Source organism: Azotobacter chroococcum (genome assembly GCF_002220155.1).
Lineage (GTDB): Bacteria > Pseudomonadota > Gammaproteobacteria > Pseudomonadales > Pseudomonadaceae > Azotobacter > Azotobacter chroococcum.
The window spans coordinates 1,882,348-1,907,840 of record NZ_CP011835.1; the positions used below are offsets into that span (position 1 = coordinate 1,882,348).

General features: G+C 67.4%; 23 protein-coding genes. 12 read left to right on the top strand and 11 right to left on the bottom strand.

Translation table 11 applies throughout. The features are described 5' to 3' along the window. Nucleotides 1-228 precede the first annotated feature (228 nt). A complete protein-coding gene (locus ACG10_RS08755) occupies nt 229-2,943 on the bottom strand; it encodes a cation-transporting P-type ATPase (protein ID WP_089167934.1) in 2,715 nt (904 codons plus the stop codon). A 355-nt stretch (nt 2,944-3,298) separates the two neighbouring features. Between ACG10_RS08755 and ACG10_RS08760 the strand changes: the two genes are divergently transcribed. The 4 genes from ACG10_RS08760 (at nt 3,299) to ACG10_RS08775 (ending at nt 8,821) form a co-directional block, all read left to right on the top strand. After that, the gene (locus ACG10_RS08760; RefSeq protein ID WP_232487218.1) at nt 3,299-4,555 is read left to right on the top strand and encodes an ADP-ribosylglycohydrolase family protein; all 1,257 of its coding nucleotides are present in this window, start codon (nt 3,299-3,301) and stop codon (nt 4,553-4,555) included. A gap of 386 nt (nt 4,556-4,941) precedes the next feature. Continuing rightward, nucleotides 4,942-5,859, top strand: a complete 918-nt coding sequence (locus ACG10_RS08765; protein ID WP_089167935.1) for an AAA family ATPase — start codon at nt 4,942-4,944, stop codon at nt 5,857-5,859. Next, nucleotides 5,859-6,818 (top strand): DUF58 domain-containing protein, encoded by a 960-nt coding sequence (locus tag ACG10_RS08770; RefSeq protein WP_089167936.1) that lies wholly within the window; start codon nt 5,859-5,861, stop codon nt 6,816-6,818. Before ACG10_RS08765 ends, ACG10_RS08770 begins: the two co-directional genes overlap by 1 nt. Continuing rightward, complete coding sequence (locus ACG10_RS08775) at nt 6,815-8,821, top strand: transglutaminase TgpA family protein (RefSeq protein WP_089167937.1); 2,007 nt, start codon at nt 6,815-6,817, stop codon at nt 8,819-8,821. The genes ACG10_RS08770 and ACG10_RS08775 overlap by 4 nt, the downstream gene beginning before the upstream one ends. Nucleotides 8,822-8,846: 25 nt before the next feature. Here ACG10_RS08775 and ACG10_RS08780 read toward each other — a convergent pair whose 3' ends face one another. Beyond that, a complete protein-coding gene (locus ACG10_RS08780; protein WP_089167938.1) occupies nt 8,847-9,209 on the bottom strand; it encodes an Mpo1-like protein in 363 nt (120 codons plus the stop codon). Between the two features lie 234 nt (nt 9,210-9,443). Beyond that, on the bottom strand, nt 9,444-10,349 hold the full coding sequence (gene folE2 / locus ACG10_RS08785; protein WP_089167939.1) for a GTP cyclohydrolase FolE2: 906 nt from the start codon (nt 10,347-10,349) through the stop codon (nt 9,444-9,446). A gap of 161 nt (nt 10,350-10,510) precedes the next feature. On the opposite strand from folE2, the gene dksA reads away from it, so the two are divergent. Both dksA and zigA read left to right on the top strand, forming a co-directional pair. Continuing rightward, a complete protein-coding gene (gene dksA, locus ACG10_RS08790; RefSeq protein ID WP_089169831.1) occupies nt 10,511-10,915 on the top strand; it encodes an RNA polymerase-binding protein DksA in 405 nt (134 codons plus the stop codon). Nucleotides 10,916-10,925: 10 nt separating this feature from the next. Continuing rightward, a complete protein-coding gene (zigA, locus tag ACG10_RS08795; RefSeq protein ID WP_089167940.1) occupies nt 10,926-12,131 on the top strand; it encodes a zinc metallochaperone GTPase ZigA in 1,206 nt (401 codons plus the stop codon). A gap of 63 nt (nt 12,132-12,194) precedes the next feature. Here the strand turns inward: zigA and ACG10_RS08800 are convergent, their stop codons facing one another. Beyond that, nucleotides 12,195-13,007, bottom strand: a complete 813-nt coding sequence (locus tag ACG10_RS08800; protein WP_089167941.1) for a TatD family hydrolase — start codon at nt 13,005-13,007, stop codon at nt 12,195-12,197. A gap of 221 nt (nt 13,008-13,228) precedes the next feature. Here ACG10_RS08800 and ACG10_RS08805 point away from each other — a divergent pair, with 221 nt between their 5' ends. Continuing rightward, nucleotides 13,229-14,656: an MltF family protein gene (locus ACG10_RS08805; RefSeq protein ID WP_089167942.1), complete on the top strand. Its 1,428-nt coding sequence runs from the start codon at nt 13,229-13,231 to the stop codon at nt 14,654-14,656. A gap of 12 nt (nt 14,657-14,668) precedes the next feature. Here the strand turns inward: ACG10_RS08805 and thpR are convergent, their stop codons facing one another. From thpR to ACG10_RS08825, 4 genes are all read right to left on the bottom strand, one after another. Next, a complete protein-coding gene (thpR, locus tag ACG10_RS08810) occupies nt 14,669-15,199 on the bottom strand; it encodes an RNA 2',3'-cyclic phosphodiesterase (RefSeq protein ID WP_089167943.1) in 531 nt (176 codons plus the stop codon). 23 nt (nt 15,200-15,222) lie between these two features. Then, nucleotides 15,223-15,720, bottom strand: coding sequence for a transcription elongation factor GreB (gene greB, locus ACG10_RS08815; protein WP_089167944.1), 498 nt, complete (start codon nt 15,718-15,720; stop codon nt 15,223-15,225). A 195-nt stretch (nt 15,721-15,915) separates the two neighbouring features. Continuing rightward, nucleotides 15,916-18,417, bottom strand: coding sequence for an ABC transporter permease (locus ACG10_RS08820; RefSeq protein ID WP_089167945.1), 2,502 nt, complete (start codon nt 18,415-18,417; stop codon nt 15,916-15,918). Then, nucleotides 18,418-19,098, bottom strand: a complete 681-nt coding sequence (locus ACG10_RS08825) for an ABC transporter ATP-binding protein (RefSeq protein ID WP_089167946.1) — start codon at nt 19,096-19,098, stop codon at nt 18,418-18,420. Between the two features lie 10 nt (nt 19,099-19,108). On the opposite strand from ACG10_RS08825, the gene ACG10_RS08830 reads away from it, so the two are divergent. The 3 genes from ACG10_RS08830 to ACG10_RS08840 all read left to right on the top strand — a co-directional run bounded on the left by ACG10_RS08830 (nt 19,109) and on the right by ACG10_RS08840 (nt 21,126). Beyond that, on the top strand, nt 19,109-19,717 hold the full coding sequence (locus ACG10_RS08830; RefSeq protein ID WP_198319073.1) for an arylesterase: 609 nt from the start codon (nt 19,109-19,111) through the stop codon (nt 19,715-19,717). A gap of 93 nt (nt 19,718-19,810) precedes the next feature. Further along, complete coding sequence (locus tag ACG10_RS08835) at nt 19,811-20,104, top strand: hypothetical protein (RefSeq protein ID WP_039804553.1); 294 nt, start codon at nt 19,811-19,813, stop codon at nt 20,102-20,104. A gap of 65 nt (nt 20,105-20,169) precedes the next feature. Next, on the top strand, nt 20,170-21,126 hold the full coding sequence (locus ACG10_RS08840; RefSeq protein ID WP_089167947.1) for a L,D-transpeptidase family protein: 957 nt from the start codon (nt 20,170-20,172) through the stop codon (nt 21,124-21,126). 115 nt (nt 21,127-21,241) lie between these two features. On the opposite strand, the gene ACG10_RS08845 is transcribed toward ACG10_RS08840, so the two are convergent. Beyond that, the gene (locus tag ACG10_RS08845) at nt 21,242-21,493 is read right to left on the bottom strand and encodes an Lpp/OprI family alanine-zipper lipoprotein (RefSeq protein WP_039804550.1); all 252 of its coding nucleotides are present in this window, start codon (nt 21,491-21,493) and stop codon (nt 21,242-21,244) included. A gap of 389 nt (nt 21,494-21,882) precedes the next feature. Here ACG10_RS08845 and ACG10_RS08850 point away from each other — a divergent pair, with 389 nt between their 5' ends. Continuing rightward, the gene (locus ACG10_RS08850) at nt 21,883-22,155 is read left to right on the top strand and encodes a GNAT family N-acetyltransferase (RefSeq protein WP_039804547.1); all 273 of its coding nucleotides are present in this window, start codon (nt 21,883-21,885) and stop codon (nt 22,153-22,155) included. Between the two features lie 57 nt (nt 22,156-22,212). Here ACG10_RS08850 and ACG10_RS08855 read toward each other — a convergent pair whose 3' ends face one another. Further along, nucleotides 22,213-23,289, bottom strand: a complete 1,077-nt coding sequence (locus tag ACG10_RS08855) for a 3-deoxy-7-phosphoheptulonate synthase (RefSeq protein ID WP_039804545.1) — start codon at nt 23,287-23,289, stop codon at nt 22,213-22,215. A 364-nt stretch (nt 23,290-23,653) separates the two neighbouring features. Here ACG10_RS08855 and cysB point away from each other — a divergent pair, with 364 nt between their 5' ends. Next, nucleotides 23,654-24,628, top strand: coding sequence for an HTH-type transcriptional regulator CysB (gene cysB, locus ACG10_RS08860; RefSeq protein WP_039804540.1), 975 nt, complete (start codon nt 23,654-23,656; stop codon nt 24,626-24,628). Between the two features lie 20 nt (nt 24,629-24,648). Here cysB and ACG10_RS08865 read toward each other — a convergent pair whose 3' ends face one another. Next, entirely contained in the window at nt 24,649-25,383 is a 735-nt protein-coding gene (locus tag ACG10_RS08865) for a phosphoadenylyl-sulfate reductase (RefSeq protein ID WP_089167948.1), read from the bottom strand. Nucleotides 25,384-25,493: the final 110 nt, after the last annotated feature.

Sequence of the window (25,493 nt, forward strand, 5' to 3'; positions counted from 1 at the left end):
GACTTCTGGACTGCCTGTACACACCACTGGCTGGCTGCCATCAGCCCCGGGCAACTTCCATACCAGGCCGCTCCGTTGATGCGAAACGGCGAAGCGGCAAGGCTTCGGCGGGCCTGGCGCCGCTGGAGGCCGGGGGCAGGGGCTTGCGGATATACCCGGAATTGGGGGTTTTTCGGGGGGGCGGATGGGGGAAGGCGGGCGTGCCCGGCGCCGGGCACGCCCGCAGGTTCAGCGGGTCGCCGCCTCCCGCTCGCCGCGGGCCGGGTGGCGCCGGCGGTAGAAGACCTTTTCCAGCTCCACCGCCAGGCACACGCCGACCGCGCCGAGCAGGCACCAGCCCCAGGCGTTGAGGCTGAGCGCGGCGGTGCCGAACAGCTGCTGCAGCGGCGCCCAGTAGGTGAAGGCCAGTTGCAGCAGCAGCAGCAGGAACACCATGGCCCAGACCATGGGGTTGTGGCGGACGCCGAAGTAGGCCGGCTCGCGCAGGCGGCGGCAGCTGAACAGGTAGCCGATCTCGCCGGCGACCAGCACGTTCACCGCCAGGGTGCGGCTTTCCTCCAGCGTCCAGCCCTGCTGCTGGGTGAGCAGGAACAGGCCGAGGCTGGTGACGGTCAGCAGCAGCGACACGCAGAACACCCGCCAGAGCAGCCAGCCGCCGAGCAGCGGGGCCTTCGGATCGCGCGGCGGCTGCTGCATGAGCCCGCGTTCGGACGGCTCGAAGGCGAGGGTCAGGGCCAGGGTCACGGCGGTGATCATGTTGACCCAGAGGATCTGCAGCGGGGTGATCGGCAGGGCCAGGCCGAGGGCGATGGCCACCAGCAGCACCATGGCCTGGCCGCCGTTGGTGGGCAGGATGAACAGGATCGACTTCTTCAGGTTGTCGTAGACGGTGCGGCCCTCGGCCACCGCCTCCACCAAGGTGGCGAAGTTGTCGTCGGCCAGCACCATCTGCGCCGCCTCCTTGGCCGCCTCGGTGCCCTTGATGCCCATGGCGATGCCGATGTCGGCGCGCTTGAGCGCCGGGGCGTCGTTGACCCCGTCGCCGGTCATCGCCACGCGGGCGCCGCCGGCCTGCAGGCGCTCGACCAGGCGCAGCTTGTGGGTCGGGCTGGTGCGGGCGAACACCGAGGTTGCGGCGAGGCGGGCATCCAGCTCGGCGTCGCCCAGGTTGTCCAGCTCGGCGCCGGTCAGCGCCCGGCCGCCTTCCAGGCCCAGGCGCTGGGCGATGGCGCCGGCAGTGGCGGCGTGGTCGCCGGTGATCATCTTCACCGCGATGCCGGCGCTGCGGCATTCGGCGATGGCGCGGATGGCCTCCTCGCGCGGCGGGTCGATCATGCCGACCAGGCCGAGGAGGATGAAGCCCTCGTTCAGGTCGTCCTCGTCGAGCTGCTGGCGGGCCTGCTCCAGCGGCCGGATGGCCAGGCCGATCATGCGCAGGCCCTGGCGGGCGCCCTCGTCCAGGCGCTGGTGCCAGTAGCGCCGCTCGAGCGGCTCGTCGCTGCCCGCCCGCCACTGGCGCTGGCAGACTTCCAGCAGGCGCTCCGGGGCGCCGAACTGGTAGATCAGGCCATGCCCGGCGTGGTCGTGGTGCAGGCTGGCCAGGCTGCGCCGTTCGGCGCTGAAGGGGATGGCGTCGACCCGCGGCAGGCGCTGGCTTTCCTGGGGCAGGTGCAGCCCGACCTTGCCGGCCAGGGTGAGCAGGGCGGCTTCGGTGGGGTCGCCGGCGATGCCCCAGCCGTCCGGCAGGTGATGCAGGCTGGCGCTGTTGGCGAGCAGGCCGGCGCGGGTCAGTTCGAGCAGGTCGTTGGCGGTCTCCAGCTCGCACAGCCGGCCGTCGTCGCAGTGGATGGTGCCGCGCGGCGCGTAGCCGACGCCGCCCACCTCGTAGCTGTGCTCGCGGGTGAAGACACGCTGCACGGTCATCTCGTTGCGGGTCAGGGTACCGGTCTTGTCCGAGCAGATCACCGTCACCGCGCCCAGGCTCTCCACCGCCGGCAGGCGGCGGATGATCGCCCGGTGGCGGGCCATGCGCTGCACGCCGAGGGCGAGGATGATGGTCAGCACTGCCGGCAGCCCTTCGGGGATGGCCGCCACGGCCAGGCCGACCGCGGCCATCAGCATGTCGCCGGCGGAATAGTCGCGCAGCAGCACACCGAAGGCGAAGGTCGCCGCGGACAGGACGACGATGATCAGGGTGAGCTGCCGGGCGAAGTGCGCCATGTCGGCCAGCAGCGGGGTCTGCAGGCGCTGCACGTCGCCAAGCAGGTGGCTGATGCGGCCCAGTTCGGTGTGGCCGGCGGTGGCGACCACCAGGCCGACGCCGCTGCCGGCGCTGACCAGGGTGCCGGAGTAGGCCATGCTGCTGCGGTCGCCCAGGCTGGCGGCGGCGCCGACCGGCTCGCGGCCCTTGTCGCTGGGCAGGGATTCGCCGGTCAGCGCGGCTTCCTCGATGCGCAGGTTGCGGGTGTCGAGCAGGCGCAGGTCGGCCGGCACGCGATCGCCGGCTTCGAGCAGGACCAGATCGCCCGGCACCAGGTGCTCGGCGTCGACCACGCTGACCTTGCCGTCGCGGCGCACCCGGCTTTCCTGGGTGAGCATCTTCTGGATGGCGCGCATCGCCTGCTCGGCCTTGCCTTCCTGGACGAAGCCGACCACCGCGTTGATCAGCACCACGCCGAAGATCACCGCGCTGTCCAGCCACTCGCCGAGGATCAGGGTGACCCCGCAGGAGGCCAGCAGCACGTAGATCAAGAGGTTGTGGAACTGCAGCAGGAAGCGCTTGAGCGGCCCATCGCCCTTGCGCTGCGGCAGGCGGTTGGGACCGTGCTGCTCGAGGCGGCGTTGGGCCTCGTCGGCACTGAGACCGTCCGGGCCGCTGTCCAGCGCGGCCAGGCTGTCCTCGGCCGCTCGGGTGTGCCAGTCGCTGTGGGGGTGTCCTTGCATCGCGTTCCTCGTCCTGTCTGTCTATCGTCGCGGGTGCGCCGGCGGCGGCCGGGCGCTTTCTTGCAGGGCCGTCGCGCACCCTTCCCGATGCGTTCTCCAGGCCCGTTTCCAGGGATGCGAGCCGCTTCGCGCGCATCGCCTGCAGCGCGCGCACTGCGATGGCGTCGTCCCTGGCGTGGTGGTGCCGGCAGTCGGACAACATAGCGCATTCGGCACGGCAAGCGCCGTTCATCGACTGTTTCCGGATTGTGCCGGAGTCCGGCCGGCCCTGCGCCTCGGCGAGTACGACATGAGCTGTCGCGCGCTGCTGGCATGCTGACTCCATTCACCGGCACCCCGCATGGAGTCTTTCACGATGCTCGCACTGGAACGGATTCAACCCTGGATGCTGCTGCGCGACAGTCGCTGCGGCACCTTGCTGCGCGTCCTCCGGGTCGGCCCGCTGCTGGCGGGAAGCATCGCCGTTGACGGCCAGGATCAGCTGGGAAACCCTGCGGAAATAACCCTTTCGCGCAGCGACGAGGCCCACCTGCAGGCGGTGGACGATGCCCCGCGCCTGAAGCGCGATCCCGCCGCCGTGCTCGGCTGTCTGCTCGGCGGGGCGGTGGGCGATGCCCTCGGTGCGCCGGTCGAGTTCCTCCACTGGGCCGGGATCGAACGGCAGTTCGGCACGCGCGGCATCGTCGACTTCGTCCCGGCCTACGGCCAGCTTGGCGCCATCACCGACGACACCCAGATGATGCTGTTCAGCGCCGAAGGCCTGCTGCGCGCCTGGGTGCGCGGCGTGTCCCGCGGCGTCTGCCATCCGCCGAGCGTCATCCACCATGCCCTGCTGCGTTGGCTGTTGACCCAGGGCGAGCGCGCGGCCACCGAGGTGGGCCGGGACGGCTGGCTGTTCGGCGAGCGGCGCCTGTGGTCGCGCCGCGCACCCGGCAACACCTGCCTCGCCGCCCTGCGCGCCAGCCGCCGCCTCGGCGAACCGGCCGGCAACGCCAGCAAGGGCTGCGGCGGGGTGATGCGGGTGGCGCCCTGCGCCTTCTTTCCCAACCCCTTCGCCAAGGCCGCCGACTCCGCGCGCCTGACCCACGGCCATCCCACCGGCTATCTGGCCGCCGGGTTGTTCGCCGACATCCTCGCGCGTCTCTGGAACGGGGGGGACTCGCTGGCCGCCGCCACCCGGGCCAGCCTCGCCGCGCATGGCGGGCGGCCCGGCATGGAAGAGACCCGCCGCCTGGTCGGGCACGTCCTCGCGCTGCACGCCGAAGACATGAAGCCGACGCCCCGGCGCATCGAACAGCTCGGCGGCGGCTGGGTCGCCGAGGAGGCCCTGGCCATCGGCCTCTGGTGCGCACTGTCGGCCGACAGCCTCGAGGAGGGCGTGATCCGCGCGGTCAACCACGGCGGCGACAGCGACAGCACCGGGCTGATCGCCGGCCACTTCCTCGGCCTGGCCCACGGCCCCGAGGCCATCCCCGCCCGCTGGCTGGACGGGCTGGAGTTGCGTGACGTGATCGAGCGCATCGCCCTGGACATCAGCCTGGTGCCCGGCGCTTACCGGAGTGACGGCAGCGAGGCGAGCCGGGCGATCTGGGAGCGGTATCCGGGGGGGTGAGTGGGGAGCCGGAGAGTCCCTGTAGCTGCACTGCAGCCCTTCTGGGCATGCTTTTTGAGGAACCGAGAGGGCTCGATTTCTGCATTAGCTGGTGACGGCGAACGGGATCATTCCCCGCTATGGCATCCGGGTGATGCCGGCGGGCGTTTGAGCGTGAGGTGTCTGTATGGCTGGCGTGCCCGTCGGAGCCATGCCTGACTTCGGAAAATCGGCGTCGGATAGGCTTCGGCTTTCTGAAGGGCTGGTGTTTTGAGGAGGCGCCAAGCGCTCCGTCGATCACTCCAGTCCATCGCCTGCTTCACATTTCCGCCCTGGCGCGTGGCCGCAGCCTTGCCCTCGCCCGGCAGGCCGGTAGCATCGGGCTTTCGCAATCTAAGGAGTCAGGCATGCGCGCGCGACTGGAAAGCTGTTTGCAGAGTATCGACCGGGTGTTGCTGGGCAAGGAGCTGCAGGTGCGTCTGGCCCTGACCTGTCTGCTGGCGCGTGGTCATCTGCTGCTCGAGGATCTGCCCGGCATGGGCAAGACGACCCTCAGCCATGCGTTGGCCAGGGTACTGGGCCTGGGTTTCCAGCGCATCCAGTTCACCGCCGACCTGCTGCCAGGAGACATTCTCGGCACCTCGGTGTTCGACAGGGAAAGCGCGCAGTTCGTCTTTCATCCGGGGCCGATTTTCTGTGAGCTGATCCTGGCCGACGAGATCAACCGGGCTACCCCGAAGAGCCAGAGCGCGCTGCTCGAGGCGATGGAAGAGGGGCAGGTGACCATCGAGGGCGCGACCCGGCCGCTGCCGTCGCCGTTCTTCGTGATCGCCACGCAGAACCCGGTCACCCAGGGCGGCACCTTCGCCCTGCCGGAGTCGCAGCTGGACCGCTTCCTCATGCGCCTGTCGCTGGGCTATCCGGCGCGGGCGGCGGAAAAGGCGCTGCTGCTGGTCGGCTCGGGACGCCAGCGGCTGCCGGAACTCGAGCCGGTCCTCGACCATGCCGCGCTGGCGGCCGTCCAGGCGGAGATCCCCCGGGTGCGGGTCAGCGATGCGCTGGTCGACTACGTGCTGCGGCTGGTCGAGGCCACCCGCAGCCAGCCGCAGTTCGCCTGGGGGCTGTCGCCGCGTGGCAGCCTGGCGCTGCTGGCGGCGGCCCGGGCCTGGGCCTATCTCGCCGGGCGCGATTACGTGATTCCGGAGGACGTGCAGGCGGTGCTGCCGGCGGTGGCCGGCCACCGCCTGCGCGAACGGGCCGACCCGGCGGGACAGGGTGGCGGCACGCTGGTGCAGTGGCTGCTGCGCGAGGTGGCGGCAGTCTGATGCTGGCCGAATCCCTGAAAGGCGTCCGTCCCCGCTGGCCGGGACGGATCGTCCGCGCCGCGGGCGGCGTGCGGCTCGACCGCAGCTGCATCTTCATCGTCCCCAGCCGCGTCGGCCTGGCCTTCGGGGTGGCCCTGCTGCTGATGCTGCTGGCGGCGATCAACTACCGCAACAACCTGGCCTATGTGCTGACCTTCCTGCTCGGCTCGGTGTTTATGGTCGGGGTGCTGCATACCTATCGCAACCTGGCCGGGCTGCGCCTGCAGGCCGGGGCGCCGGCGGCGCTGTTCACCGGCGGGCAGGCGCGCTTTCCGATCCGTCTGGACAGCGACGGCCGCGCCCGCCAGGCGCTGGCGCTGGGCTGGTCGAGCGGCGATCTGCAGCTGCACGACCTGCCCGCCGAGGGTTCCGCCAGCGTGGAGCTGAGCCTGCCCGCGCCGCGCCGCGGCTGGCTGCCGGCGCCGCGCCTGCGGGTCGAGAGCCGCTTCCCGCTGGGCCTGATGGTGGCCTGGAGCTGGATCGACCCGGGGCAGCGGGCATTGGTCTATCCGCAGCCGCTGGCCGGCGATCTGCCGCTGTCCGCCGGCGCGCAGGAGGCGGCCGAGGACGAGGGCCGGCAGGCGCACGGCGAGGGCGTGGACGACTACCAGGGACTGCGCGCCTATCGTCCCGGCGACTCGAAGCGGCGCCTGGACTGGAAGGCCTACTCCCGCGGCCGGGGCCTGTTGGTCAAGGATTTCGCCGCGCTGGAGGGCAGCGAGTTCTGCCTTGATTTCAGCGCGCTGGCGGGCGACGGCGAAAGCCGCCTGTCGCTGCTCTGCCACTGGGTGCTGGAACTGTCGGAACGGCAGCGGCCGTTCGTCCTGCAGCTGCCCGGCCAGCGGCTCGGCCCGGACAGCGGCGAGGCGCACCGCGAGGCCTGCCTGCGCGCCCTGGCGCTGTACGGGGAGGCGTCATGACGACGGCGAAGTCCGGCGCGGCGCTGCAGCCGATTCCGCGGGTCGGCCTGACCTGGCTGCTGGTCGCCCAACTGCTGGTGGTCCTGCCGCACCTGGGGCATCTGCCGCTGTGGATCGTCGGCCTCTGGCTCGGCTGCGCTGCCTGGCGGATCCAGATCTTCCGCATGCGCGCGCCCTATCCCAACGGCTGGATCAAGGCCGGGCTGATGCTCGGCACCGGCTTCGGCGTGTATCTCTCCCGCGGCGGGCTGATCGGTCTGGAGGCCGGGGTGGTGCTGCTGATCGCCGCCTTCATCCTCAAGCTGGTGGAGATGCGCAGCCGGCGCGACGCCCTAGTGGTGATCTTCCTCGGCTTCTTCGCCTTGGCCACTGCCGGCCTGTTCGAGGACGGCATCCTCGCCGCGCTCTACTACCTGTTGCCGCTCGCCGCCCTGCTGGCGGCGCTGATCGGCCTACAGCAGACGTCCCTGGCCGCCGATCCCTGGGCCACCCTGCGCCTGGCCGGCAGTCTGCTGCTACAGGCGGCGCCGCTGATGCTGCTGCTGTTTCTGTTCTTCCCGCGCATCGAGCCGCTGTGGAGCCTGCCGGGCCCCCGCGAGCGCGGCGTGACCGGGCTGTCCGAGAGCATGACGCCCGGCGACATCGCCGAGCTCGGCCAGTCCGGCGCGCTGGCCTTTCGCGCCAGTTTCGAGGGACCGCTGCCCGAGCGCAGCCGGCTCTACTGGCGGGCGCTGACCCTGGAGCATTTCGACGGGCGGCGCTGGTCGCAGGTCCCGGAGGCGGCGCAGGTCGAGCCGCCGCTCTGGGAGAAGCACGGCGAGCCGCTCGCCTACAGCATCGTCATGCAGCCGAGCAACCAGCCCTGGCTGTACGGCCTGGACGTCGCCGAAGGCGGGCCGGACGATGCCCGCCTGATGGCGGATTTCCGCCTGCAGCAGCGCCGCCCGGTGAGCCGGGCGCAGCTCTACCGGCTGATCTCCTGGCCGGATGCCCTGCGCGAGCCGGAGGGTTCCGTGCCGGCGCTGCAGCGTGCCCTGCAGCTGCCGGAGCGGGGCAATCCACAGAGCCGCGCCTGGGCCGCCGAGCTGCGCCGCCGCCATCCGGAGCCGGAAGCCCTGGTGCAGGCGCTGCTCGGGCATTTTGGCCGCGAAGCCTTCCACTACACCCTGAAGCCGCCACGGCTGGGGCGCGACAGCGTCGACGAATTCCTGTTCGCCACCCGCCGCGGCTTCTGCGAGCACTTCTCCAGCGCCATGACCTTCGTGCTGCGCGCCGCCGGGATTCCCGCGCGGGTGGTCACCGGCTATCAGGGCGGCGAGTTCAATCCGGCCGGCAACTATCTATTGGTGCATCAGTTCGATGCCCATGCCTGGGTCGAGTACTGGCAGCCGCCGCGTGGCTGGACCACCGTCGACCCCACCTTCCAGGTGGCGCCGGAGCGCATCGAGCGGGGGCTGCAGCAGGCGCTCGGCGAGGAGCAGGGCTTCCTCGAGGAGGCGCCGCTGTCCCTGGCGCGCTATCGCGGCATCGACTGGCTAAACCGATTGCGGCTGTCCTGGGACAACCTGAACTACGGCTGGCAACGCTGGGTGCTCGGCTATCAGGGCGAGCAGCAGATGCAGGTCCTGCGCAGCTGGTTCGGCAGGGCGGATCTGCGCCTGCTGGGGCTGACCGCCCTTGCCGCGGTCGCGGCGACGCTGCTGCTGGTCGCGCTCTGGCTGTTCAAGCCCTGGCGGCGCGAGGGCGATGCGCAGCAGCGGCTGTTCCGGCGCTTCGAGAAGCTGCTGGCGCGCCATGGCCTGCACCGAGCGCCCGGCGAGGGGCCGAGGACCTTCGCCGAGCGGGCGGTGCAGCGCTTGCCGGTCCAGGCCGGGGCGATCCGCGCCTTCGTCGAACTCTTCGAGGCGCAGCGCTATGGGGGGCGGCAGGGTACGCCTGGCGAGCTGGCACGGGCACTGCGGCAGCTGCGCCGGGCGCTGCCCTGGCGCTCCGGCGAGGAGTGACTTCGGTCTGGCCGCCGCTGGCCGTTCACTCGCCCTTGCGCTGGCAGGCCCGCCAGGCCCGCCGCCAGGCGCCGCTCAGGACGAACCACGGGAAGGTCAGGAACTGCTCGACCAGCAGGTGGGATACGGAGTTCTCCGGGTGCCGGGGGTCCGCGCCGGCCTCGAAGTGGTGGCCCTGGGCGATCAGGGCGAGGGCGGCGGACAGGCCGAGCCCGCCGAGGATCAGCGTCAGCAGATCCCGTTGCACCAGCGCGCTCGCCAGCACCAGGCAGGCCACGACGAACAGGGGCAGGGCGAGCATGTGCAGGGCCAGGTTGGTCCGGTTGTGGTGGCAGTCTTCGTAGTGTTGCCATTGACGGTGGAAATACTCCGCAGCGCGCTTGCCCATATCCGTATTCCTCAAGGCCGTGGATGAGGAAAGTCTAGTCCGGTTTCGGGCAGGCGCTTGTGGCTGGTCGTGTCCCGGCAAGTGAAGCAGTTTGCGACGGGCTCGCATCAGCGACGCAAGGCCCTGAGTGAGAGACGAGGTTATGCCGGCAGATCCCGCGCCGGACTGCCCGGATGCATCGTGGAAACTCGGGAGCGGACTCCGGCGGATTCGCCTGCTGCAGGCCGGTGCAGCTCAACAGCATTCCTGGCTCCAGTTCCAGGCGCTTTGGGCGACGGCGTCGTGGGCATGCAGGCTCTCGGCATGCACCACGCGGACATGAAAGGCCCGGATGCCATCGAAGCCGCTCAGGGCCCGGTGCAGGCGCCGCGCGGCATCCTCGCAGAACATCGGGTTCTGTCCGTTGGCCAGGGCGAAGGCCTGTTCGTCGCCGCGCTTGACGGCCGTTTGTACGGGGGTGGCGAGCGAGTCCTCGGCAGTGTCCAGCAGGGCGGGCAGCGGAAGCTCGCCTTGGTCGGCCGCCAGCCTGATGCGCAGCGAGGCGACGCTGCGCTGGCTGTGCGGGGTCGCGGCGATGCCCCGCTCGCTGCCCAGCCAGGCGAGGAGTTCGGCACGCTGCAACGGCCGGCCGGCGAAGTCTTCGGCGAAGCGTTGCTGGATCACCTGCCTGGCCAGCGCGGCCGAGCAGGGGCAGGTGGAGGAATAGTCGACATCCAGTTTCAGCTCGATCCGCAGTCCCTTCGCGTCGAGGCGTGCGCTCACCTCGAACGGATACGACTTCCAGCCCGACAGAGGGCTGACCAGGGCGGGACGTTTCAGCAGCAGCTCGCCACGAACGGCAAGAAACGCGCGTTTCGACAGGCCGGCATGCGTGGCCAGGAAGTGCCCGAGCACATGCTTCAGCAGTCCCGGGGTCAGCGGCCGATCCTCCAGACATTCCAGCGCCAGGTACAGCCTCGACATGTGAATGCCGCGGGTGGCGGGATCGTCGAGGCTGACGCCCGCGTCGGCGAAGGCGGCGATCCGCTGGTCGGCCAGCACGACGGGCAGCGCGATGTTCTGCATGCCGACCCATTCGAGCGCGATGTCCTGGGGCGCACGGGTCTGGCTGGCGACGTCGGGTAGGGCGAGGGAATTCATGAGCGCTGGTCCAGGGTAAAAATGTTATGTTATAACAATAATTATCGTGTTCCTCTCGCGCAAGGTGCGCAAGCGGAAGTCCCGTCGCGCAGCGGGAGAGGAATGTTGCGAGGTATCCCCTCCGGAATGCGCCTGTGGAGGTCCTGACCCTGGAGACTCCCATGACCGAAGCCGAACTGCTTGCCCAGCCCGAAGAGGCCTACATGAACGAGCAGCAGCAGGCCTTCTTCCGCGACCTGCTGCTGGCGCAGCGCGCCGAGCTGCAATTGCGCATCGACGAGCAGTTCGCCGCCTTGCGCGAGCAGTCACCGGGCGGCGACCCGGCGGATATCGGCAGCGCCGAGGAGCAGCGGCAATGGCAGCTGCGCGTGCTGGAGCGGGAGAAGAAGCTGCTGGACAAGATCGACGCGGCACTCGAGCGCCTGGCGCACGGCGCCTATGGCTGGTGCGTCGAGACGGGCGAGCCGATCGGCTTGCGGCGGCTGCTGCTGCGTCCCACCGCGACGCTCTGCATCGAGGCGAAGGAGCGTCAGGAGCAGCGCGAACGACACCTGCGTGACACCTGAGGAGAATCCTGTGGATCGACGACTGCCCGTGACCGTGCTGTCAGGCTTTCTGGGAGCCGGCAAGAGCACCCTGCTCAACCATGTCCTGAAGAACCGCGAAAACCTCCGGGTGGCGGTGATCGTCAACGACATGAGCGAAATCAACATCGACGGCAGCGAGGTGCAGCGCGACGTCAGTCTCAACCGTGGCGAGGAAAGGCTCGTCGAGATGAGCAACGGCTGCATCTGCTGCACCCTGCGCGAGGATCTGCTCGAAGAGGTCAGCCGGCTGGCGCGCGAGAGGCGCTTCGACTACCTGCTCATCGAGTCCACCGGCATCGCCGAGCCCCTGCCGGTGGCGGAAACCTTCACCTTCCGCGACCGGCAGGGGCGCAGCCTGTCCGACCTGGCCCGCCTGGACACGCTGGTGACGGTGGTCGACGGGGTCAACTTCCTGCGCGACTTCCACGAGGCCGAAAGCCTGGCCAGCCGCGGCGAGACGCTGGGAGAGGAAGACGAGCGCTCGATCACCGACCTGCTGATCGAGCAGGTCGAGTTCGCGGACGTCATCCTGATCAGCAAGATCGACCTGATTTCCCGGGCCGAGCGGGAAGAGCTGACGGCGATTCTCGGCCGGCTCAACACCCAGGCCGAGATTCTGCCGATGAGCATGGGCCGGGTGCCGCTGGACAGGATTCTCGACACGGGCCGCTTCGACTTCGAGCGCGCCGCCCAGGCGCCCGGCTGGCTCCGGGAAATGCGCGGCGAGCACGTGCCGGAAACCGAGGAATACGGCATCGCCTCGACTGCCTACCAGGCCCGCCGTCCCTTTCACCCGCAGCGTTTCTTCGATTTTCTAAGCCGCGAATGGGACAACGGGCGACTGCTGCGCTCCAAGGGCTGGTTCTGGCTGGCGAGCAAGCCGGAGGAGGCCGGCAGCTGGTCCCAGGCCGGCGGCCTGATGCGCCACGGCCATGCCGGGCGCTGGTGGCGCTTCGTGCCCAGGGAGCACTGGCCGCAGGACGAGGAGGGGCGGGCGGCGATCATGAAGCACTGGACGCCCGAGGTCGGTGATTGCCGCCAGGAGCTGGTATTCATCGGCCAGCACATCGACTTTTCCCGTCTCACTCGCGAGCTTGACGCCTGTCTGCTCGATGACGCGGAAATGGCCGGCGGTCCCGAAGCCTGGCGGGCCTTGTCGGACCCCTTCGGCTCCTGGACCGAGGAAGCTGTCTGAGTCGGTCGCCGCCTGCTGCGGCATCGGCGGCCGCCGGCTTCGCCAAGGGGAAGTCTCCGGGTGTCAGCGGGCAGGAATCTCGGGCAGGGTGAAGAAGCGCCGGGCGCAGGCGGTGCTGTGTTCGGCCAGCGCCTCTTCGGATTCGCCGCGATGGCGGGCCACTTCGCGCAGCACCTCGGGCAGGAAGGCCGGCTCGTTGTGCCCGCTCTTGGGCTTGGGGCGCAGGGTGCGCGGCAGCAGGTAGGGGGCGTCGCTTTCCAGCATCAATCGGCCGGCGGGAATGTCCCGCACCAGCGGGTGCAGGTGGCTGCCGCGGCGCTCGTCGCAGATCCAGCCGGTGATGCCGATGTGCAGGTCCAGATCGAGATAGGCGAACAGGGCCTGGCGGTCGCCGGTGAAGCAGTGCACCACGGCTGCCGTCAGACTGTCACGGTAGTGACGCAGAATCTCGGCCAGGCGCTGGCTGGCATCGCGTTCATGGAGGAACACCGGCTTGCCGAGCTCGACGGCCAGCGCCAGCTGCTCCTCCAGGGCCTTTTCCTGCTGGGCGCGTGGGGACAGGTCGCGGTTGAAGTCCAGGCCGCACTCGCCGACGGCGCGGATGCGTTCTTCCTGCAGCAGGTCGCGCAGCTGGCGGGCGCTGCCGGGTGTCCACTCGCGGGCATCGTGGGGATGGACGCCGGCGGTGGCGAACAGACGCTCGCCGGTTTCGTCCAGCTGGCTGCAGAGCGCCAGGGCCTGTTCGCTGTCCGCCACGCTGGTACCGGTCAGCACCAGTTGGCAGACCCCGGCCTGGTAGGCGCGGGCCAGCAGGGCTTCGCGCTCGTGGGCGAAGCTGGGATGGGTCAGATTGACGCCGATGTCGACAAGTTGCATGGCAATGCCCCGGAAAAGAACGCGGGAAGCATAGCAGAGCTTCCTCGGCTGAAATTAAAAGGCCCATCAAATCAGCACTTTAAGGGGGAGCTGACGAACCGTTCTGGCCTTGGCCGGTTCGCTGTGCCACGCTTGAAAGTTAATGCCCCGAGGAACTTGCACCGGTCACGGGGTTCTCGACGCATTGTTTTGCTCGTCAAACACTGCTTTCCGGAGACCGGATGACAATAAGAAAACTGCTGCTTCTGTCCTGCCTGCTGAGCCTGCTGCCGTTCCCGGCAGCAGCGCGTCTGGCCGGGCCGCCGGAAGCCTGGCAGCGGCCAGGAGAAGTCCGCGATCTGCCGCAGGTGCGCAGCAGCGGCGTACTGCGGGTGCTGGTGAACCAGAGCCGGAACAGCTCGGGCGAGGTGAATGGACAGCCCATCGGCGTCGAATACCGGCGCCTGCGGGCCTTCGAGCAATACCTCAACCGCACCGCCAAGGACGGTCGCAGCCTGCGCCTGGAGATCATTCCCAGGGCCAAGGACCAGCTGATCGCCGCCCTGCAGCGCGGCGAGGGCGATCTGGTCGCTCCCGGCGAGCTGGTCCATCTGCGTGGCCAGGGCGATGTCAGCCCCAGCGCGCCGATCATGAGCCAGGTTCCGCTGGTCCTGGTCGGTCGTCAGGGCGCGCGGCGCTACCGGCGGCTCGACCAGCTGGCCGGCAAGACCCTGGTGCTGCCGGCCGGCAGCGCCGTCGGTGCGGCGGTACACAAGGTCAACGACCAGCTGGCGGCGCGCAAGTTGCGGCCGATCGACATCGAGTGGCTCGATCCCAGCCTGGCGGTGGAAGACGTGCTGGAAATGGTGCAGGCCGGCATCTATCCGCTGACCGCGGTGGAGCTGCCGATCGCCCAGCGCTGGGCCAAGGTGCTGCCCAAGCTGCAGGTGCAGCCCGAAGTGGCCTTTTCCCGCGATGACAACCTGAGCTGGTTCATCCGTCGCGATGCCGGCATGCTGCGCGCCAGCGTCGATCAGTTCCTCAAGGACTATCGCAGCCCGGCCGATCAGGATGCCGCTTTCCAGCGCGTCTACCGCCGCCTCTACAAGGTGCACAATCCGCTGGGTGGGATCGAGCGCAGGCGTCTCGAGAAGGTGCGTCCGGTCCTGCAGCAATATGCCGAGCGCAACGATCTCGACTGGCTGAACCTGGCGGCGGTCGCCTTCAAGGAGTCGACCCTGAATCCGTCCGCGCGCGGGGCCGGCAATGCCACCGGGCTGATGCAGGTCACCCCGGCTGCGGCACGCAGCGTCGGCGTGGGCAACATCCACCGACTGGAGAACAATGTCCAGGCCAGCGCCCGCTACCTGGCTTCGCTGCGGCGGAAATTCTTCTCCAGTCCGCGCCTCAACGAGCGCGAACGCATGGCCTTCACCCTGGCGGCCTACAACATGGGGCCGCAGCGGGTGCAGCAGCTGCGGGCGGAGGCGAAGCGGCGCGGACTGAACCCCGACCAGTGGTTCTTCCAGGTCGAGCGTGTCGCTGCCGAGCAGGTGGGCATGGGCGTGGTCAGCTACGTGAACAGCGTGAACAAGTATTTCCTCGCCTTCCACCGCGAGCGCAATGCCCTGGAGTCGCAGCCGCGGGTCGCCAGTCGCGGCGACGAGTGACTGGCCGCCTGCTCAGGGCCGAGGCACGGCCAGCGGCCAATGGAACAGGGGGTGATAGACGGTGCCCTGTTCGTCGCTCGTCGAGTGGAACAGCACGAAGCGTTCGGCCGTCCAGGCGAAGTCCGGAGGGCTGCCGGGGGCCGGATGCTTCCGGCACTGCCGGGCCAGGGTGAGATGCGGCCAGAAGGTGCGCTCCTCGAGGGAATAGCCGGCGGCGCGCAGAGTGTCGTTCAGCTCGCCGGCCAGTTGTAGCAGCGCCTCCGGCGGCTGGCTGGTACCCAGGGAGACCAGGCCATGCCGGCTGACCTCCAGGCGATCGAGCCGCAATTCGAAGCCTTGTCCCCGTACCTGACCGGCCAGTCGCTGCAACTCTCCCAGGCGCTCGACCGGCTGGCTGCCGAGAAAGGCCAGGGTCAGGTGCAGGTTGTGTCGGGCGACGAGGCGACCGTCGAGCGCCAGCCCGTTGCGCCAGACGTCGATCGCCGCGGCCTGCCGGTGCGGCAGGGGCAGGCCGAAGAACAGGCGCAGGCTCTTGATGTGCATGACGTTCCCTTGTTGTTCTCGACTCAAGGGTAGTCGATCGCGATCAGGTACCAGGTCTTCTCCCCGGTGGGTGTCGGCACCCGGACCTCGGCATCCAGCGCCTTGCCGACCAGGGCGCGGGCGAGGGGCGCGTCGATGCTGATCAGGTTCTGCTTCAGGTCCAGCTCGTCCGGGCCGACGATGCGGTAGCGCGCCTGTTCGCCATCCTCGTCCTCCAGGGTGACCCAGGCGCCGAAGTAGACCCTGCCCGGGTCGGCGGGTCGCTCGCCGACCACCTTGAGCTTCTCCAGCCGCTTGGTGAGAAAGCGTACGCGGCTGTCGATTTCCCGCAGCATCTTCTTGCCGTAGGTGTATTCGGCATTCTCCGAGCGGTCGCCCTGGGCGGCGGCCTCGCTGACCGCCTGGGTCACCTGCGGGCGGCGCACGTGCCACAGTTCATGCAGCTCGGCGCGCAGGCGCGCTTCGCCTTCGGGCGTGATCAGGGGGGTTCCGGCGGGACGGGGTGGTCGATAACGGCTCATGGTCTTGGCGATGTCGAAAGAACGGGAAGATAGCAGAGCCCCGTCCCTTCGGGTTGCGCGGCAAATGCCGCCATGATGCGGCGTTGCGGGTCTTGGCAAGGGAATGACCATTGCCGGCGCCCCGCGCCTTGCCTGGCGGCATTTGCCGCGGCAACGCGGCTCACGCCAAAACGTCAACAGGCCCTAGCGCTGTACTCAGCCCTCCCGCAGTACCTGCAGCGGGCTGGCGTTCAGGGCGCGGCGGGTGCCCAGCAGGCCGGCGGCGCCCACCAGCAGCGCGCCGAGCGCCGGCAGCAGCAGGAGCCAGGGATGGGGATGCCACTGCAGGTCGAAGACGAAGCGATAGAGCAGGGCGCTGACCAGCTCGCAGCCCAGCGCAGCGAGCAGGCCGCTGAGCGCTCCCAGCAGGGCGAACTCCAGGCGCCTGGCCTGGACCAGCAGAGGCCGCCCGGCACCCAGGGCGCGCAGCAGGGCGCCCTGGCGAAGACGTTCGTCGAGGGTGGCCTGCAGCCCGGCGAACAGCACGCAGAGGCCGGCGGCGAGAACGAACAGCAGCACGTATTCCACCGCCAGGGTGACCTGGGCGAGGATGCCGCGCAACTGGGCCAGCAGGGCCTCGACCTGGAGCAGGGTCACCGTGGGGAAGCTGCGTGCCAGGCGGACCACCTCGGCATCCTGGCCAGGTGGCAGGTAGAAGCTGGTCAGGTAGGTGGCCGGCAGGTCCTGCAGGGTGCCGGGCTGGAAGATCATGTAGAAGTTCGGCTGGAAGCTGTCCCAGTGCACTTCGCGCAGGCTGCTGACCCGGGCATCGCGGACGATGCTGCCGACGCTGAAGGTTAGGCGGTCGCCGAGCTTGAGCTTGAGGCTCTCGGCCAGTTCAGTCTCGACCGATACTCCGGGCAGCTCGCTGCTGGCGAGCTGGTCCCACCACTGGCCGGCGCTCAGGCGGTTGTCGGTGGGCAGTTGTTCGGCCCAGGTCAGGCTGAGGTCGCGCTGGGTGGCGCGCTCGCCGCGGGACTCCTTGCTGACGATCTGCCTGACCGGCTCACCGTTGATGGCGGTCAGGCGCCCGGCCACCACCGGATAGAGGGGTGCGCTCTGCGGAGCGATGCGCGCCACCTCCGCCATGAAGCGCTCCTTCTCCGCCGGCAGGACATTCAGGGCGAAATGATTGGGCGCCTGCTCCGGCAGCTGGCTCTGCCAGGTGTCCAGAAGCTCGCTGCGTAGCAGGGCGACCAGGGCCATGGCCAGCAGGATCAGGCCGAAGGCCAGGGCCTGTCCGGCGGCGGCGAGGGGGTGGCGCAGCAGCTGACCAATTCCCAGTCGCCAGGCCAGCGGCGCCTCGGCGAGCAGGCGGCGCAGGCTGCGCAGGCTGAGCAACATTAGGGCGCCGAGGGCGAATGCGGCGATCAGGCAGCCGCCGAGCAGGGCCAGGGTGAGCTTCAGGTCCAGGCTCAGCCGCCACATGATCAGGCCGAGCGCCAGCAGGGCGGCGCCGTAGGTCAGCCAGGCGCCGGGCGGTATCGGCATGAGGTCGCGGCGCAGCACCCGCAGCGGCGGCACCCGGCCGAGGGCGGCGAGCGGCGGCAGGGCGAAGCCGGCCAGGGCGACCAGTCCGGTCGCGCTGCCGGCCAGCGCCGGCAGCAGGCCGGCGGCCGGGACCTGGGCCGGCAGCAGGCCCTGCAGCAGCCAGAACAGTCCCTGCTGCGCCAGCCAGCCCAGTCCGGCGCCCAGACTGCAGGCGAGCAGGCCGAGCAGGCCGAGCTGCAGTCCATAGAGGGTGAGGGTGGCGCGCCGCGACAGGCCGAGGCAGCGTAGCAGGGCGCTGGCGTCGAAGCGCCGGGCGGCAAAGCGCGCCGCCGACAGGGCCACGGCGATGCCGGCCAGCAGCACCGCAGCCAGGCTGGCGAGATTCAGGTAGCGTTCGCCGCGGGCTAGGGCACCACCGATCTGCCGATTGCCGTCGCGGGCGTCCTCCAGGCGCTGGCCGGCGACGAGCAGCGGCTTCACCTGCTGGCGATAGGCTTGGAGTGCCTCCGGGCTGCCACGCCACAGCTCGCGGTAGCGCACCCGGCTGCCGGGCTGCACCACGCCGGTGGCGGCCAGGTCGTCGAGGTGCATCAGTACCCGCGGCGTGAGACTGTAGAAATTGCCGGAGCGATCCGGCTCCTGGGTGAGGACGCGGGTCAGGCGCAGGCTCTTCTCGCCCACCTCGAAGCTGTCGCCGACCCTGAGGTTCAGGGCGGCCAGCAGGCGTGCCTCGGCCCAGGCCTCGCCGGGGGAAGGACCCGCTCCGGGAGTGTCCGCCTGGTAGGGGGCCGGGGAGCTCTTCAGCTCTCCGCGCAACGGGTAGGCGTCGTCGGCAGCCTTGACACTGGCCAGCTGGATGGCCGTGTCGGTGGTGATCACGCTGGAGAACTCGACGACCCTGGCATGTTCAAGCCCGAGCGCCGTGCCGGCCGCCAACTGCTCCGGAGCGGCCGGGGAACTGCCGCTCAGGCGCAGGTCGGCACCGAGGAACTCGGTGGCGCGCAGCAGCATGCCGGCGTTCAGACGAGCCCCGAAATAGCCGATGGCGGTGGTGGCCGTCACCGCCACCAGCAGGGCGAAGAACAGTACCCGCAACTCCCCGGCACGGGCGTCGCGCAGCAGCTGGCGGACGGCCAGGCTCAGCAGGCGGAGAAAGGGCAGATCCATTCAGGGCTCCGAAGCGACCAGGCGGCCGGCTTCCAGGCGAATCAAGCGCTGGCAGCGCCGGGCGAGCCGCTCGTCGTGGGTGACCAGTACCAGCGTGGTGCCGCGCTCCTGGTTGAGGGCGAAGAGAAGATCGCTAATCCGCTCGCCGGTCTGGCTGTCGAGGTTGCCGGTCGGCTCGTCGGCAAAGAGGATATCCGGCTCGGCGGCAAAGGCGCGGGCGATGGCGACGCGCTGCTGCTCGCCGCCGGAGAGCTGCTTCGGGTAGTGGGCGAGGCGCTGGCCGAGTCCCACCCGCTCGAGCAGTTCGCGGGCACGTTCGCGGGCGTCGGCGCGGCCCTCCAGTTCGAGGGGAAGCATGACGTTCGCCAGGGCATCGAGCGTGTCGAGCAGTTGGAACGACTGGAAGACGAAGCCGACATGCTCGGCACGAATTCGTGCCAAGCGATCCTCGTCCAGACCCGCGAGGCTGTGACCGGCCAGCGCGACCTCGCCGGCGCTGGGCAGGTCGAGTCCGGCCAGAAGACCGAGCAGGGTCGACTTGCCGGAGCCGGAGCTGCCGACGATGGCCAGGCTGTCGCCACGTGGGAGGTCGAGATCGAGCCCGTGGAGGATGGTCAGCTCGCCTTCCGCACTGGAAACCACTTTGCTAAGGTTCTGCGCAACGAGAATGCTCGGGTTCATGGAGATTCCAATGCATGGGTGGTTGCTGGGTGGTGCGCTGGCTTCGCTGCTTTTCTGGGCGCAAGGGGCGCTGGCGGGGACTGTGCTGGTTGTCGGCGATAGTATCAGCGCCGCTTTGGGAGTGGAAACCAGCCAGGGCTGGGTCGCCCTGCTGGAAAGGCGACTCGTCGACCAGGGTCTGACGCATCGTGTGGTGAATGCCTCGATCAGCGGCGACACCAGTGCCGGTGGCCTTGCGCGCCTTCCCACGCTGCTCGCCACCCACCGGCCGGAGCTGGTGATCATCGAGCTGGGCGGGAACGATGGCCTGCGTGGGCAGCCGCCCCAGCAATTGCAACAGAATCTTGCGGCGATGATCGACAGTTCACACTCCAGTGGGGCGCAGGTCGTGCTGCTCGGCATGCAGCTGCCGCCGAACTACGGGCCCCGCTACAATCAGGCCTTCAGCCGGGTCTATGCGACCCTGGCCGAAGAGAAGCAGGTGCCGCTGGTGCCATTCTTTCTTGATGGGGTGGGCGGCGTGCCCGGAATGATGCAGGCCGACGGTATCCACCCGACCGCGAAGGCGCAGCCGAAGATGCTGGACAATCTCTGGCCTACCCTGGAGCCGCTGCTCTAGCGGGGTAGCGAGTATTTCGTGCGGAGGGGCTTGTCGGGCTTTTCCGCGCAGGCCCTTTCGGCTAATGTTGCGCCCCCCTTTCTGGAGCCCCCCATGCCGCGTCCCGCCTGGTCCTTGCATGCCTATTACCTGATCGAGCCGGGCGAGCAGCTCGATCTGTTCGCCTGTCGCGAGGTGCGTCTGCATCTGGTCGGCCGTCAGCTGGAGCTCGGTGGCCAGATCGATCGGACCCTGTGTGGCAGCCTGCTGCCCGCGCAGCCGCGCTGGCGCGGGCTGACCAAGCCGCTGCTGCGCGATGACCGGCTGTGTCCAGCATGCCGGGCAGCACTGGAGGCGCAGCGCCGGGGCGACTGCGTGGGCTGGTCGATACCCTGGGTTCTTGGCTAAACCGGCTGATCATGCTGTACAATCAGGCATTCTCACTTGGGCTACCCATGCCAAGGACTGTCCCGATGTTTGCGCGTGTTGCTACTTCCCTGTCTTTCTCGGCGCTGCTGAGTGCTCCTCTGGCGGCTCTTGAGCTGCCGCTCCCACCGCCCGGCGAGGATGTAGTCGGGCAGGTACAGGTCATCAAGGCCAAGTACGAGGACACCTTCGCCGATATCGGCCAGGCCAACGACATCGGCTATCTGGAAATGGTCGCGGCCAATCCGGGCGTGGATCCCTGGCTGCCGGGGGGAGGGACCGAGGTACTCCTGCCGACGCGCTACATATTGCCGCCCGGTCCGAGAGAAGGGATCGTCATCAATCTGGCCGAGTACCGCATGTACTACTTCCCCAAGGATCAGAACGTGGTGCATACCTTCCCCTTGGGAATTGGGCGTGAAGGGTGGGGATCTCCGATCGCCGAAACCCGCATCACCGGTAAGGTCAAGGATCCGGCCTGGTATCCGCCGAAATCGATTCGCGAGGAGCATGCCGCCGACGGTGATCCGCTGCCGACTATCGTTCCTGCCGGCCCGGACAACCCCTTGGGGCCCTTCAAGTTCACTCTGGGCTTGTCCGGCTATCTGATCCATGGTTCGAACAAGAAATTCGGTATCGGCATGCGAGTCAGCCATGGCTGTTTCCGCATGCTGAACCACAATGTCCTGCAGCTGGCGAGCATGGTGCCGGTGGGTACTACGGTGCGCATCATCAATGAGCCCTACAAGTTCGGCATCTCGGCTGGCAAGGTTTACCTCGAGGCTCATGCCCCGCTGGAGGATGACGAGTCTGCGAAGTCTTCCGTGGTGGACAAGCATGCGGCGCTGGTTGATGAATTGCTCAAGCGCAATGACTTGTTGGGCCAGCGGCGGCTGGATTGGGAGATCGTGCGGGAAGTCGTGGCGGCGGAAGATGGTTTGCCGGTTGAAATATCCGGCACGGACTCAGGGTTGGCCAGCGCCAATACCGGGCCGGATCTCTGAGGGATATTCGTGGTTTTTGCAAGTTAGTGCCAAAACGCCGTATTCGTCTTTGCTGCGCCCAAATAAAAAGCCGATCCCATTTGTGGATCGGCTTTTCTTGTCTCTAAAGAAACAATTACTTGCGGCTGGCTTTTTCCAGCATGCGCAGGGCGCGCTCGTTGGCTTCGTCAGCGGTCTGCTGAGCGCGCTGAGCGGCTGCCAGAGCTTCGTCGGCCTTGCGGTAGGCTTCGTCGGCGCGAGCCTGGGCGCGAGCAGCCGCATCTTCGGTAGCGGTAATGCGAGCTTCGGTTTCTTTGGAGGCGCTGCTGCAACCTGCGGCCAACAGGGCGGCCAGGGTCAGAGCAGAAATTTTCAGAGCGTTGTTCATCGTGTTCCCCTTTTGAGGTGGCTTTCATCTTAAAAGCAATTTCCCATGCGAGGGAAATTCGCCGAGCAACATACTACCTATAACTTTTAGTAAGTAAACTGAGCATGCGCAAGACTGCTATGTTTTTTTCAGGCGAATCCAAAGAATTCACGAGTTTGTCTAAAATTTATCCAAGGCCGTGCACTTGAAGGTTCTATCAGGGTTTGCGAACGCTTGATAAATTGACGTTGGACGATTGTACTATTGACTCCTCTCTGCTTATGGCTGCGGAGGTGCAGGAAGGCCTTGCTGCTCATCTGGTAGGCGGGCGGCTTTCCCCGAAGCGCGCTACAGAAAGAGCGTAGGGCGCAAAGTGTACAAAAATAAGACAAGACTTGAGAGGCGACGGAATGAGCGAGGCATTATCCATTCACCATGATCGGGCCGGACATCAGTTCGAGGCTGTCGTAGATGGGCATCGCGCCTATCTGGCCTATATGGACCTGGGAAAGAATACTTTGGATATCTACCGTACCTATGTTCCCACTTCCTTGCGCGGTCGCGGTATCGCAGCTGCCTTGACGGCCGAGGCGCTCGACTATGCCAGGCGCATGGGCTATACGGTCATTCCGTCCTGCTCTTACGTCGAGCGCTACATCGAGCGTCATCAGCCTCAGCCTTGAAAGGGTTGATGCGAACAGTAAAACGCCGGGATTATCCCGGCGTTTTGTTTCTGGCACTCAAGGGCGTTTTCGTTTCGGCAGCACATCCTTGAGCTTGGCGTGCATGTCCCGCACCGCCGTGACCGTGGCATCCCAGTCGATGCAGGCGTCGGTGACGGAAACCCCATACTTGAGGTCGTCCAGGTTGGCGGGAATCGACTGGCTGCCCCAGCCCAGGTTGCTTTCCACCATCAGGCCGATGATGGATGAGTTCCCTTCGAGAATCTGGTTGGCGACGTTGGCCATGACCAGGGGCTGCAGGGCTGGATCCTTGTTCGAATTGGCATGGCTGCAGTCCACCATGATGTTCGGCAGGATGCCGGCCTTGCTCAGTTCCTGCTCGCAGATGGCGACGCTGACCGAGTCGTAGTTGGGCTTGCCGTTGCCGCCACGCAGCACGACATGTCCGTAGGTGTTGCCCTTGGTGGCAACGATGGAGACGCTGCCCTGCTGGTTGATGCCGAGGAAGCGATGGGGCCTGGATACCGACTGCAATGCGTTGATCGCGACGGTCAGGCTGCCGTCCGTGCCGTTCTTGAAGCCGACGGCAGATGACAGGCCGGAAGCCAGCTCCCGGTGTGTCTGGGATTCCGTGGTGCGGGCACCGATGGCCGACCAGCTGAACAGGTCCTGCAGGTACTGCGGGGAAATCGGATCCAGGGCCTCGCCGGCGGTCGGCAGTCCCATTTCTGCGACATCGAGCAGCAGTTGGCGTGCAATGTGCAGCCCCTCCTGGATCTTGAAGGTGTCATCCAGATAGGGGTCGTTGATCAGGCCTTTCCAGCCGACGGTGGTGCGGGGCTTCTCGAAGTAGACGCGCATCACCAGGAACAGGGTGTCGGAAACCTCTGCGGCGAGGGTCTTCAGCCGCTCCGCGTACTCATGTGCGGCCTTGACGTCATGGATGGAGCACGGACCGACTACCACGAACAGGCGATGGTCCTTGCCGTCGAGAATGTTGCGGATGACTTCGCGACCGCGGGAGACGGTGTCCATGGCGGTGGCGCTCAGGGGGATTTCGGTCTTGAGCTGCTCGGGGGTGATCAGAGGGTCGTTGGAGACAATATTAATGTCATTGATCGGTAAGTCGGCCATCGGGTTACTCGTCGGGTCACGGTGCCAGCCGCCAACATCCCCGCGCGGCGGGGCTCGGCATGTGAGGCAATGGGGGAAGGGGAAACCTTAACGCGTTATGCGCAGCGTCGACAATGGGCTTTCGGAGAATACCGAGAGAATGGTGCATGCACCGTTTTCCCGCCTGCCAGGGCTACCGCTGCAGCTGCCGGACTCCGGCTCAAGCGGGTAGGTCTTCCGTGTGCCTGGCAGTGTTCGCTCCGGCCTGGGAGTTTAATGGGATTGGGCTGACAAAGCGTCTGGCTTTATTCGATAAACTATCAATAATGGTTATAAGAATGCTGTCATTTTGCAGGCGTTCGTTATCTGGGTTTGAGGGACAGCCATGAAGCTTCAGCAACTGCGTTACATCTGGGAGGTTGCGCACCACGATCTCAACGTCTCAGCCACCGCCCAAAGCCTCTATACATCGCAGCCCGGAATCAGCAAGCAGATCCGCCTTCTGGAGGATGAGCTGGGGGTGGAAGTTTTTGCGCGTAGCGGCAAGCACCTGACGCGGGTGACGCCGGCTGGCGAGCGGATCATCACCACTGCCGGGGAAATCCTGCGCAAGGTGGAAAGCATCAAGCAGATCGCTCAGGAGTTTTCCAACGAGAAGAAGGGCACGCTGTCCATCGCAACGACCCACACGCAGGCACGCTATGCCTTGCCTCCGGTAATCAGTGCCTTCATCCAGCAGTATCCGGAGGTTTCCCTGCACATGCACCAGGGTACGCCGACGCAGATCGCCGAAATGGCGGCCGACGGAACCGTCGACTTCGCCATCGCTACCGAAGGGCTGGAGCTGTTCAGCGACCTGGTCATGATGCCGTGCTACCGCTGGAACCGTTGTGTGGTGGTGCCGCAGGGGCATCCGTTGACCAGGCTGCCCAGGCTGACGCTGGAGGCGGTGGCCGAGTATCCCATCGTGACCTACGTATTCGGCTTCACCGGGCGCTCCAAGCTGGACGAGGCCTTCCTCAATCGCGGCCTGACCCCCAGGGTGGTGTTCACTGCCGCCGATGCCGATGTCATCAAGACCTATGTGCGGCTCGGTCTCGGCGTGGGCATCGTGGCCCGGATGGCAGTGGACGAAAGGCTCGACAGCGATCTGGTTGCCCTCGATGCCAGCGAGCTCTTCGAGTCCAGCGTGACCAAGATTGCTTTCCGCCGTGGCACCTTCCTGCGCGGGTTCATGTGCGACTTCATCGAGAAGTTCGCCCCGCACCTCACCCGGCCTGTGCTGAGCAAAGCCATGCAGTGCCACAACAAGGCCGAGCTGGACGAGCTGTTCGAGGGGATCGAGCTACCAGTGTACTGACGAGGCGGATGCTGGCCGGATCAGCTCTTGCCGCTCAGGTTGCCGGCATGCAGTCCGCACTCCTTGTGGGTGGCTTCCTCCCACCACCAGCGCCCCTCGCGTTCGTGCTGGTTGGGCAGCACCGGGCGGGTGCAGGGTTCGCAGCCGATGCTGATGTAGCCCCGCTCATGCAGCGGGTTGTAGGGGATTTCCAGCATGCGGATATAGCCCCAGATCTCCTCGCTGCTCATCTGCGCCAGTGGATTGAACTTGTACAGCGGCCTGTCCGGGGAGGAGAAGGCGCCATCCACCTCGAACGCGGCCACCTGGCTGCGCGTGCCGGGACTCTGGTCGCGACGCTGACCGGTGGCCCAGGCGCTGACAGTGGCCAGTTTGCGTCTGAGTGGCTCGATCTTGCGGATGCCGCAGCATTCGCCGTGACCGTCCTTGTAGAAGCTGAACAGCCCCTTTTCCCTGACCAGGGGTTCGAGCAGGCGGGCATCGGGCGAGAGCACTTCGATGGCCATGCCATAGTGCTCGCGCACCTGTTCAATGAAACGGTAGGTCTCGGGGTGCAGGCGGCCGGTATCCAGGGTGAAGACCCTGACGTTCTTGTTGAGCTTCCAGGCCATGTCGACCAGCACGACGTCTTCGGCGCCGCTGAAGGAGATCCACAGCTCGTCGCCGAAATGATCGAAGGCGATCTGCAGGATTTCCTGGGGCGATTTGCCGGCGCAGGCGGCGGCCAGCTCGGCGGTATTCACGGCTTGCTTCATCAGGCGATTTCCTAGGTATCGTGAGCGGCTGGGGATTGTGCGTCGCGAATGCTAGCAAAGGAAGTTTCCTCCCCTAAATAATCGATCTCCAGCAGCGGTTGCGTTTTCGT

Bases quoted from the DNA above. Each gene is read 5' to 3' on its own strand.
- ACG10_RS08755 (WP_089167934.1), bottom strand. From the start codon at position 2,943: ATGCAAGGACACCCCCACAGCGACTGGCACACCCGAGCGGCCGAGGAC.
- ACG10_RS08760 (WP_232487218.1), top strand. From the start codon at position 3,299: ATGCTCGCACTGGAACGGATTCAACCCTGGATGCTGCTGCGCGACAGT.
- ACG10_RS08765 (WP_089167935.1), top strand. From the start codon at position 4,942: ATGCGCGCGCGACTGGAAAGCTGTTTGCAGAGTATCGACCGGGTGTTG.
- ACG10_RS08770 (WP_089167936.1), top strand. From the start codon at position 5,859: ATGCTGGCCGAATCCCTGAAAGGCGTCCGTCCCCGCTGGCCGGGACGG.
- ACG10_RS08775 (WP_089167937.1), top strand. From the start codon at position 6,815: ATGACGACGGCGAAGTCCGGCGCGGCGCTGCAGCCGATTCCGCGGGTC.
- ACG10_RS08780 (WP_089167938.1), bottom strand. From the start codon at position 9,209: ATGGGCAAGCGCGCTGCGGAGTATTTCCACCGTCAATGGCAACACTAC.
- folE2 (WP_089167939.1), bottom strand. From the start codon at position 10,349: ATGAATTCCCTCGCCCTACCCGACGTCGCCAGCCAGACCCGTGCGCCC.
- dksA (WP_089169831.1), top strand. From the start codon at position 10,511: ATGACCGAAGCCGAACTGCTTGCCCAGCCCGAAGAGGCCTACATGAAC.
- ACG10_RS08800 (WP_089167941.1), bottom strand. From the start codon at position 13,007: ATGCAACTTGTCGACATCGGCGTCAATCTGACCCATCCCAGCTTCGCC.
- ACG10_RS08805 (WP_089167942.1), top strand. From the start codon at position 13,229: ATGACAATAAGAAAACTGCTGCTTCTGTCCTGCCTGCTGAGCCTGCTG.
- thpR (WP_089167943.1), bottom strand. From the start codon at position 15,199: ATGCACATCAAGAGCCTGCGCCTGTTCTTCGGCCTGCCCCTGCCGCAC.
- greB (WP_089167944.1), bottom strand. From the start codon at position 15,720: ATGAGCCGTTATCGACCACCCCGTCCCGCCGGAACCCCCCTGATCACG.
- ACG10_RS08820 (WP_089167945.1), bottom strand. From the start codon at position 18,417: ATGGATCTGCCCTTTCTCCGCCTGCTGAGCCTGGCCGTCCGCCAGCTG.
- ACG10_RS08825 (WP_089167946.1), bottom strand. From the start codon at position 19,098: ATGAACCCGAGCATTCTCGTTGCGCAGAACCTTAGCAAAGTGGTTTCC.
- ACG10_RS08830 (WP_198319073.1), top strand. From the start codon at position 19,109: ATGCATGGGTGGTTGCTGGGTGGTGCGCTGGCTTCGCTGCTTTTCTGG.
- ACG10_RS08835 (WP_039804553.1), top strand. From the start codon at position 19,811: ATGCCGCGTCCCGCCTGGTCCTTGCATGCCTATTACCTGATCGAGCCG.
- ACG10_RS08840 (WP_089167947.1), top strand. From the start codon at position 20,170: ATGTTTGCGCGTGTTGCTACTTCCCTGTCTTTCTCGGCGCTGCTGAGT.
- ACG10_RS08845 (WP_039804550.1), bottom strand. From the start codon at position 21,493: ATGAACAACGCTCTGAAAATTTCTGCTCTGACCCTGGCCGCCCTGTTG.
- ACG10_RS08850 (WP_039804547.1), top strand. From the start codon at position 21,883: ATGAGCGAGGCATTATCCATTCACCATGATCGGGCCGGACATCAGTTC.
- ACG10_RS08855 (WP_039804545.1), bottom strand. From the start codon at position 23,289: ATGGCCGACTTACCGATCAATGACATTAATATTGTCTCCAACGACCCT.
- cysB (WP_039804540.1), top strand. From the start codon at position 23,654: ATGAAGCTTCAGCAACTGCGTTACATCTGGGAGGTTGCGCACCACGAT.
- ACG10_RS08865 (WP_089167948.1), bottom strand. From the start codon at position 25,383: ATGAAGCAAGCCGTGAATACCGCCGAGCTGGCCGCCGCCTGCGCCGGC.